Annotated in this window: 6 protein-coding genes and 1 pseudogene; 4 read left to right on the top strand and 3 right to left on the bottom strand. The window is 70.0% G+C overall.

Annotated elements, in window-relative coordinates; translation table 11 throughout:
- The 3 genes and pseudogenes from adh to AC27IO_RS05220 form a co-directional block, all read left to right on the top strand.
- A pseudogene (adh, locus tag AC27IO_RS05230) lies at positions 1-558 on the top strand (aldehyde dehydrogenase); the annotation flags it as partial.
- Positions 559-667: 109 nt separating this feature from the next.
- Positions 668-1,702, top strand: a complete 1,035-nt coding sequence (gene adhP, locus AC27IO_RS05225) for an alcohol dehydrogenase AdhP (protein ID WP_487090396.1) — start codon at positions 668-670, stop codon at positions 1,700-1,702.
- Between the two features lie 5 nt (positions 1,703-1,707).
- Complete coding sequence (locus AC27IO_RS05220) at positions 1,708-2,130, top strand: DUF779 domain-containing protein (protein ID WP_284406404.1); 423 nt, start codon at positions 1,708-1,710, stop codon at positions 2,128-2,130.
- Here the strand turns inward: AC27IO_RS05220 and AC27IO_RS05215 are convergent.
- The 3 genes from AC27IO_RS05215 to sbcB all read right to left on the bottom strand — a co-directional run bounded on the left by AC27IO_RS05215 (position 2,105) and on the right by sbcB (position 6,737).
- The gene (locus AC27IO_RS05215) at positions 2,105-4,225 is read right to left on the bottom strand and encodes a sigma-54-dependent Fis family transcriptional regulator (RefSeq protein ID WP_498737675.1); all 2,121 of its coding nucleotides are present in this window, start codon (positions 4,223-4,225) and stop codon (positions 2,105-2,107) included. The two genes, AC27IO_RS05220 and AC27IO_RS05215, sit on opposite strands and share 26 nt — an antisense overlap.
- A 160-nt stretch (positions 4,226-4,385) precedes the next feature.
- Complete coding sequence (locus tag AC27IO_RS05210; protein ID WP_498737673.1) at positions 4,386-5,252, bottom strand: NAD-dependent protein deacetylase; 867 nt, start codon at positions 5,250-5,252, stop codon at positions 4,386-4,388.
- A 48-nt stretch (positions 5,253-5,300) separates the two neighbouring features.
- Positions 5,301-6,737 carry an exodeoxyribonuclease I gene (gene sbcB / locus AC27IO_RS05205; protein ID WP_498737671.1) on the bottom strand — a complete coding sequence of 479 codons (1,437 nt, stop codon included), beginning with the start codon at positions 6,735-6,737 and terminating at the stop codon, positions 5,301-5,303.
- Between the two features lie 61 nt (positions 6,738-6,798).
- Here sbcB and AC27IO_RS05200 point away from each other — a divergent pair, with 61 nt between their 5' ends.
- Positions 6,799-8,196: a lytic murein transglycosylase gene (locus tag AC27IO_RS05200; RefSeq protein ID WP_498737670.1), complete on the top strand. Its 1,398-nt coding sequence runs from the start codon at positions 6,799-6,801 to the stop codon at positions 8,194-8,196.
- The last annotated feature ends 50 nt before the right edge of the window (positions 8,197-8,246 follow it).

The following is an 8,246-nucleotide window of genomic DNA, read 5'->3' as shown; positions in this document are numbered from 1 at the left end:
CTGAAGCGCGTGGCGGCCATCAAGCAGGGCCACCCGCTGGACAAGGCCACCATGATCGGCGCGCAGGCCTCGCAGGAGCAGCTCGAAAAGATCCTCTCGTACCTGGACCTGGGCAAGCAGGAGGGCGCGCAGTGCCTGATCGGCGGCGAGCGCAACCACCTGGACGGCGACCTGGCCGGCGGCTACTACGTGAAGCCCACGGTGTTCAAGGGCCACAACAAGATGCGCATCTTCCAGGAGGAGATCTTCGGCCCCGTGCTGTCGGTGACCACCTTCAAGACCGAGGAAGAGGCGCTGGAGATCGCCAACGACACGCTCTACGGCCTGGGCGCCGGCGTGTGGAGCCGCGACGGCGCACGCGCCTTCCGCATGGGCAAGGGCATCCAGGCCGGGCGCGTGTGGACCAACTGCTACCACCAGTACCCTGCGCACGCGGCCTTCGGCGGCTACAAGCAGTCGGGCATCGGCCGCGAGAACCACAAGATGATGCTGGACCACTACCAGCAGACCAAGAACCTGCTGGTGAGCTACTCGCAGGCGCCGCTGGGCTTCTTCTGATCGCTTGATCTGCATCAGCCCAGCCACCGGGTGTCGGGCCTACCGTGAAGGCCCGACACCCCGTTGAACCCGCTGCACATCCGCTGCAGACGAAAGGATTTCCCCACCCATGACCGCCAAGACCATGAAGGCCGCTGTCGTTCGCACATTCGGCCAGCCGCTCACCATCGAGGAAGTGCCCGTGCCCACGCCTTCGGACGACCAGATCCTCGTGAAAATCGAGGCCTCCGGCGTGTGCCACACCGACCTGCACGCCGCCGAAGGCGACTGGCCCGTCAAGCCGAACCCGCCGTTCATCCCGGGCCATGAAGGCGTGGGCTTCGTGGCCGGCGTCGGCAAGAACGTCAAGCACGTGAAGGAAGGCGACCGCGTGGGCGTGCCCTGGCTGCACTCGGCGTGCGGCTACTGCACGCATTGCATGGGCGGCTGGGAGACGCTGTGCGAATCGCAGAGCAACACCGGCTATTCGGTCAACGGCGGCTTTGCCGACTACGCCCTGGCCGACCCGAACTTCGTGGGCCACCTGCCCAAGGACATCGGCTTCGTGGACATCGCGCCGGTGCTGTGCGCCGGCGTCACGGTGTACAAGGGCCTCAAGGTGACCGACACCAAGCCCGGCGACTGGGTCGTCATCTCGGGCATCGGCGGCCTGGGCCACATGGCCGTGCAGTACGCCAAGGCCATGGGCCTGAACGTGGCCGCCGTGGACGTGGAAGACGACAAGCTCGACCTCGCCAGGCAGCTGGGGGCGAGCGTGACGGTGAACGCCAAGACCACCGACCCCGCCGCCTACCTGCAAAAGGAGATCGGCGGCGCCCACGGTGCGCTGGTGACCGCCGTGTCGCCCAAGGCCTTCGAGCAGGCCCTGGGCATGGTGCGGCGCGGCGGCACGGTGGCGCTCAACGGCCTGCCGCCCGGCAACTTCCCCCTGCCGATCTTCGACATGGTGCTGCGCGGCGTGACGGTGCGCGGCTCCATCGTGGGCACGCGGCTCGACCTGCAGGAGTCGCTCGATTTCGCCGCGCGCGGCCAGGTGAAGGCCACCGTGGCCACGGAGAAGCTCGAGAACATCAACGACGTGTTCGACCGCATGCGCCAGGGGCAGATCCAGGGGCGCATCGTGCTGGACATGGCAACGGCCTGATCCCCATGAACACGCCGGCCGCCCCCTCCACCCCGGTACCCGCCCCGGAGACCGGGCCCGTGGGCCGCGTCTCGGCCACGCCGGCGGCCGTCGCGCTCATCGAGCGCCTGGTCGCGCAGCACGGCCCGCTCATGTTCCACCAGTCGGGGGGGTGCTGCGACGGCAGCGCGCCGATGTGCTTCGCGCTGGGGGAGTTTCTGCTGGGCGATTCGGACGTGCTGCTGGGCGAGATCGCGGGCACGCCCTTCTACATGAGCCGCTCGCAGTTCGCCTACTGGGAGCACACGCACCTCATCATCGATGCGGTGCCCGGCAACGGCGGCATGTTCTCGCTGGAACGGCCCACAGGCCTGCGTTTTCTCACACGGTCGCGGCTGTACAGCGACGCGGAATGGGAGGCCGTCAGCGCGCTCGGGCCGCCGGCTTGAAAGGCTCGGGCCCGCCTGCGGCCTGCGCCGCCTTGAGGTGACGGTACACGGTGTTGCGCGACACGCCCAGCGCACGCGCCGCGGCCGATACATTGCCGCCGTGGGCCGTCAGCGCCTGCGCCAGGGCAGCAGCGGTGGTATCGCCCAGGCGCGGTACGGCAACGGGGCTGTGTGCCAACGCATGCTCGCCCGGCAAGGCCCGGGCCAGGGCCGGGGCAGGCCCTCCTGCATTGACTGCTGTGCCGTTGGCATGCGCCAGCAGCAGGTCGCAATCCTCCAGGAAGTCCTCGGGCAGATGCGCCCGCTGGATCACCCCGGCGTCGCCCCGCGCCATCAGCGCCGCGGTGCGCAGCACGCTGCTCAACTGGCGCAGGTTGCCCGGCCAGGCATGCGCGGCGAACAGCGCCATGGCCTCGGGCGCGACGCGCGGCACCGCGCTGGCGGGGGCGTCGGCCTGCGCACGCAGGATGCGCTCGACAATCACGGCCAGATCGGTGCGCTCACGCAGCGCGGGCAGCCGCACGACGAGCCCGTTCAGCCGGTAATACAGGTCGTCGCGGAAGGTGCCCTGCGCCATCATCTCGCGCAGGTTGCGGTGCGTGGCGCAGACCACGGCCACGTCCACCGGCACCTGCCGCACCCCACCCAGCGGCGAAACGCTGCGCTCCTGCAGCACGCGCAGCAGCCGGGCCTGCATCGACAGCGGCATGTCGCCGATCTCGTCGAGGAACAGCGTGCCGCCATGGGCCTGCACGATCTTGCCGGGATGGCCCTTGCGCCGTGCGCCGGTGAAGGCGCCTTCGTCGTAGCCGAACAACTCGGACTCGATCAGCGTCTCGGGAATCGACGCGCAGTTGACCGCCACGAAAGGGCCGCCCTGCCGCGGCCCGTCCTGGTGGATGGCGCGGGCCAGCAGTTCCTTGCCCGTTCCGGTCTCGCCCAGGATCAGCGTGGACACGTCGCTGCCCAGCAGCCGCGTGACCCGGTCGATCACCTGGGCGAGCTGGGCATCGCCCGTGTCCAGGTAGCGCAGGCTGGACAGCCGGGCCGGCTTCGCCGGTCGCGGCCGGGCGGGCAGCGCGCCTGGCGCATCGCCCTCCCCTGGCTGGATCGCCGGTGGCGCCCCGGCCCCGTCGGACCGATCAGACCGATCGGGCCCGTTGCCCGGGTCGACCCAGGGCAGCAGCGTGCCCGGGCGTGGCCGAAACTCCACCATCGCCTGCACCGCCACGCCGCCGGGCAGCTGCAGGCGCAGCGGCTCCGGAACGGCCTGGCGGGCATGCGCGAGCAGCGCCGCCATGGGTATGCCGAACAGCGAAGAGAACGTGTGCGCCTGCAACGCATTGGCAGACATGCCCAGCTGGAACTGCCCGCTGCGGTTGGCGGCGAGGAACCGCCCGTCCGGCGTGAACGCGGCCAACCCCTCCACCAGCGTGCCGAGGAATTCCGTCCGCGCATGGAAGCGCAGCCGAACGGCGTCTTCGAACACCTTGCCGAACAGGTGGTTCTCCACCATCTTGGCCGACATGCGCACCAGCGCCATGGTGTGGGCGCTCTGGCTGCGGTGGTCGCCGCTCACGTCGAGCGCGCCGATCACATGCCCGTGCGGGTCAAGGATGGGCGCGCAGGAACAGGTCAGGAAATGGTTGGCCTGCAGAAAGTGCTCATTGCCGTTGACCTGCAGCGCCTCGCCCAGCGCCAGGGCCGTGCCGATGGCATTCGTGCCCTTGCTGCGCTCGGACCACGCCGCGCCGGGGCGCAGGGCAACCCGGCTCGCCCGGTCCAGGAACTCGTCGTCGCCCAGGGCGTGCAGCACCACGCCCTGCGCATCGGTCAGCAGCACCATGCTCTGGGTGCCGGCGATCTGGGCCGACAGCGTTTCCATCACGGGGCGGGCGTGGGCGAACAGCGCTTCGTTGCGGGCCACCATCCAGGCCAGGGCTTCGGCATCCAGGGGCCGCAGGTCCGCCGACTCGTGCCGCCGCAGGCCGAAGGCGGTGGAGCGCTCGTGCGCCTGCGTGATCCGCTGCGCCGCCGAAGCGGCCACTTCGCCCGGCGTCGGGCCGGGCGCACCGAGGGATGCGTTCGTCTCCATGCTGTCTCCTTGGGGCTCTGTCATCGCCCGGCGCTGCATGGCGCCAGGGTGTTGCTTGGGCGACTGGCACCTTACACCAATGGCACCGCCGGGGTGTATCCAAAGCCCTGGCGGTGTCCTCGGTTCACTTGGCACCACATCCCGCGCGCTGCCACCTCGCTCACAGCGGTCCGGCAGCCCCTCCAGCCAGCGCACGGGCCACCGCGCCCAGCGCCGTTCCGACATCCTGCTCGACCTTGAGCGACAGCAGCGGATCGGCCCGCGTGCGGCCCCAGTTGACGGCCGCCACGGGCTTGCCCGCGTCCACCGCCATCTGCACGAAGCGAAAGCCCGAATACACCATGAGCGACGAACCGGCCACCAGCATGGCATCGGCGCGCAGCAGCGCATCGCGGGCGGCCTGCACGCGATCGCGCGGCACGCTTTCGCCGAAGAACACCACATCGGGCTTGAGCGGGCCGGCGCCGCAGCGCGGGCACGGCGGCACATCGAACGCGCTGAAATCCTGGCCTTCCAGGTCGGCATCGCCATCGGGTGCCGCATGCGCATGCAGCGCGGCCCAATCGGGATTGCGGCGCAGCAACTCATCCTGCAGCTCGGCGCGTGGCAAACGGGCTTCGCAGGCCATGCAGCGCACGGTGTCGATGCAGCCATGCAGATCGATGGTGCGAAGGCTCCCCGCAGCCGTGTGCAGGCCGTCCACGTTCTGCGTGAGCAGCAGCTCCACCCGGCCGGCCGCTTCCAGCGCGGCGAGCGCATGGTGCGCCGGTGCAGGGCGCGCCCGCCCCATCACGCGCCAGCCGATGAAGCTGCGCGCCCAATAGCGGCGGCGCGTGGCGTCGTCGCCCATGAAGGCCTGGAACGTGAGGGGCGGCGGCCGCTTCCAGTCGCCATTGCCGTCGCGGTAATCGGGAATGCCCGCCGCCGTGCTGCAGCCCGCCCCGGTGAGCACGAACACCCGAGGGTGCGTTGCCATGAACTCGGCCAGCGCGTGCACACCGGCCTCGGCCGGGGGTAGCACGGGCATGGTGGTACTTTCCAAAGGGGACGGAGTCATGGACATCGAAGCCTCCCGCTACATCGCGGGCGCGATGCTTTCCGCGTAGTCGTACAGTGCGCCCAGGATTTCCTCGCCCCGCTCATCCGCCTCGGCGCCCAGCTCGTCCAGCTTGGCGAACAGCTCGTCGAAGGTGAGCGCGCCGCCCGCGCCTTCCATCAGGCAAGCCACGCGGTGGCCCTCCCAGCGCTCCTGGTCGGCACCGTCCAGCGTGTGCGGGAAATTGCGCGCACGGTAGCGCCACACCAGCTCTTCGAGCCGCTCGTCGTCAAAGCCCGTCTTGGCCAAGGCGAGTTCCTGGGCTGGCAGGGTACGCAGGCGGTTCAGCCGGCGACGGTCCTCGTTGCCGACGAAGCCGCCGTACAGGTCCTGGTCCACGTCCGGTGCGGCTTCCTGCGGCCGCGTGAACACGCTGGCCCAGATGGCGCTCATGTCGGGCAAGGCGCGCGCCACCTCGGCATGGCCGGCGGCCCGCTCGAGATCGACGGACCAGCGCTGGGCCATCTGGGGCGTCAGCGTGTTGACGTTGCCCACCACCATCGGCGACTTGTTCAGGTGCACGGTCTTGATGGGCAGGCGCGTCACGCCTTCGGGCAGCGCATCCGCCCGGCTGAACAGCCGCTCGCGGATCGCCTCGGCGCCCAGCAGGGCCAGTTCGGACGGATCGTGGGCCAGGTCCCAGGCGATCAGTTCGTTCTTGTTGGTGGGGTGGCTGGCGAGCGGCCACATCACCGCGACGCAGCCGCGCTCGGCAGGGAACATGCCCGAGATGTGCAAAAAAGGCCGTGCGGTGTCGGCCGTGGCGGGCAGGCGCAATTCAGTGGCCACGCGGTCTTTTTTGTGCAGCCCCAGCGCGAACTCGAACAGCTTGGGCTGCCGGTCGCGGATCAGCCGGGCCAGGGCGATGGTGGCGCGCACGTCGGAGAGCGCATCGTGCGCGGCCTCGTGCGCCAGGCCATTGGCCTTTGACAGGTGTTCCAGCTTGAAGCTGGGCGAGCCGTCTTCCTTCTTCGGCCAGACGATGCCATCCGGGCGCAGCGCGTAGGCCATGCGCACCACGTCGAGCAGGTCCCACCGACCGCACTGGTTCTGCCATTCCCGGGCATAGGGGTCCATCAGGTTGCGCCAGAACATGAACCGCGTGATCTCGTCGTCGAACCGGATGGTGTTGTAGCCGACGCCGATGGTGCCGGGCAGCGCCAGCTCGGCCTCGATGCGCGCGGCGAACGCATGCTCCGGAAGGCCACGCTCCAATGCGACCTGCGGCGTGATGCCGGTGATCAGGCACGACACCGGGTCGGGCAGGTAATCGGGCGCGGGCTGGCAATAGACCATCAGCGGTTCGCCGATTTCGTTCAGGTCCGCATCGGTGCGGATCCCCGCGAACTGCGCGGGGCGATCACGGCGCGTGTTGGCGCCAAAGGTTTCGTAGTCGTGCCAGAAAAAGGTATGCATGAAATCGTGCAGCCGGTAACACCGAAGCCCGCAAGTATGCCGGGGCGCGGGACAATAAGGCATGCAACGACGCCTTGCCCCCTCCTCGCCCCTCCGTCTCTCCTCCAGAACCCGCGCAGCCCACTGGCTGGTTCCGCTGGCCGCCGCGGCGGCCCTCGCAGGCTGTGCATCGGCGCCGCGCGCCCAGCCTCCGGAAACCGCCCCGGCCCACGCCGCCCCTGCCGTTCCGCCTGCGCAGCCCGCAGTGTCACCACCGGTCGCGATACCTTCCGCCCCTCCCCCGGTCCAGGACGCCGCGGCGCCTGCGGTCAGCCCCGAAGAAGCCGCTGCGGCCGAACAGGCCGGCTTCGCCGCATGGATCACGGCCTTCACCCAGGACGCACTGGCGGCCGGGATCCGGCCCGATACCGCGCAGACGGCCCTGGCCGGCGCGCAGTTGCAACAGCGGGTGATCGAGCTGGACCGCGCGCAGCCCGAGTTCACGCGCACCCCGTGGGCGTACCTGGACAGTGCTGTTTCTGCCCAGCGCATCGCCCAGGGCCAGGCCAAGCGGGCCGAATACGCGGCGCCGCTCGAAACCGCGGCTGCGCGGTACGGCGTGCCGGCCTCGATCGTCACCGCCATCTGGGGCATGGAAAGCAACTACGGCGGCAATTTTGGCACCTTCCGTGCCGTCGATGCGCTGGCCACGCTGGGTTTCGAGGGCCGCCGCGCCCAATGGGCCCGCAACGAACTGCTGGCGGCGCTGCGCATCCTGGACCAGGGCGACATCGCGGCCGACCGCATGATCGGATCGTGGGCGGGCGCCATGGGCCACACGCAGTTCCTGCCGTCCGTGTTCCTCGCCTACGCGGTCGACGCCGACGGAGACGGCCGCCGCGACATCTGGGGCAGCATCCCCGATGTGGCGTCGTCCACCGCCAACTACCTGGCCAGCTCCGGCTGGCGCAGCGGACAGCCCTGGGGTATCGAGGTGCAGTTGCCGCCGGGTTTCGATCACGCCCGCGCCGAGAACACCGTGCGCCAGTCGTCCGCGCAGTGGACCGCGGAAGGGGTGGTGGCCATCGACCGGCAACCCCTGCCCGACCTGGGTGCGGCGTATGTCATCGCCCCCGCGGGTGCGCGCGGGCCGGCCTTCCTGGTGGGCGACAACTTCCGCAGCATCCTGCGCTACAACAACTCGGTGAACTACGCCCTGGCAGTGGGCCTGCTGGCGCGGCAGATCGAGGGCGGCACGGGCGTGGTGGCCCCCTGGCCGCGGGATTTGCAACCCCTGTCGCGCAGCCAGGTGAAAGACCTGCAGACAGCATTGAACCAGCGCGGGTTTTCCGCCGGCACGGCGGACGGCGTGATGGGCCCCGCCACGCGCGCCGGCCTGCGCCAGTTCCAGCAGAGCATCGGCGTGGTGGCCGACGGCTATCCCACCTTGGAGTTGCTGCAGCGGCTGATGGCGCCGTGATGCGGGCCGGCGCCGCATGACCTTGCCCTGAGCGGCCTGCAAGCCAGGGC

Source organism: Acidovorax sp. KNOB132 (assembly GCF_057541515.1).
Note: the sequence above shows the minus strand (reverse complement) of the source record. Positions and strands in the feature narration are given on the sequence as shown.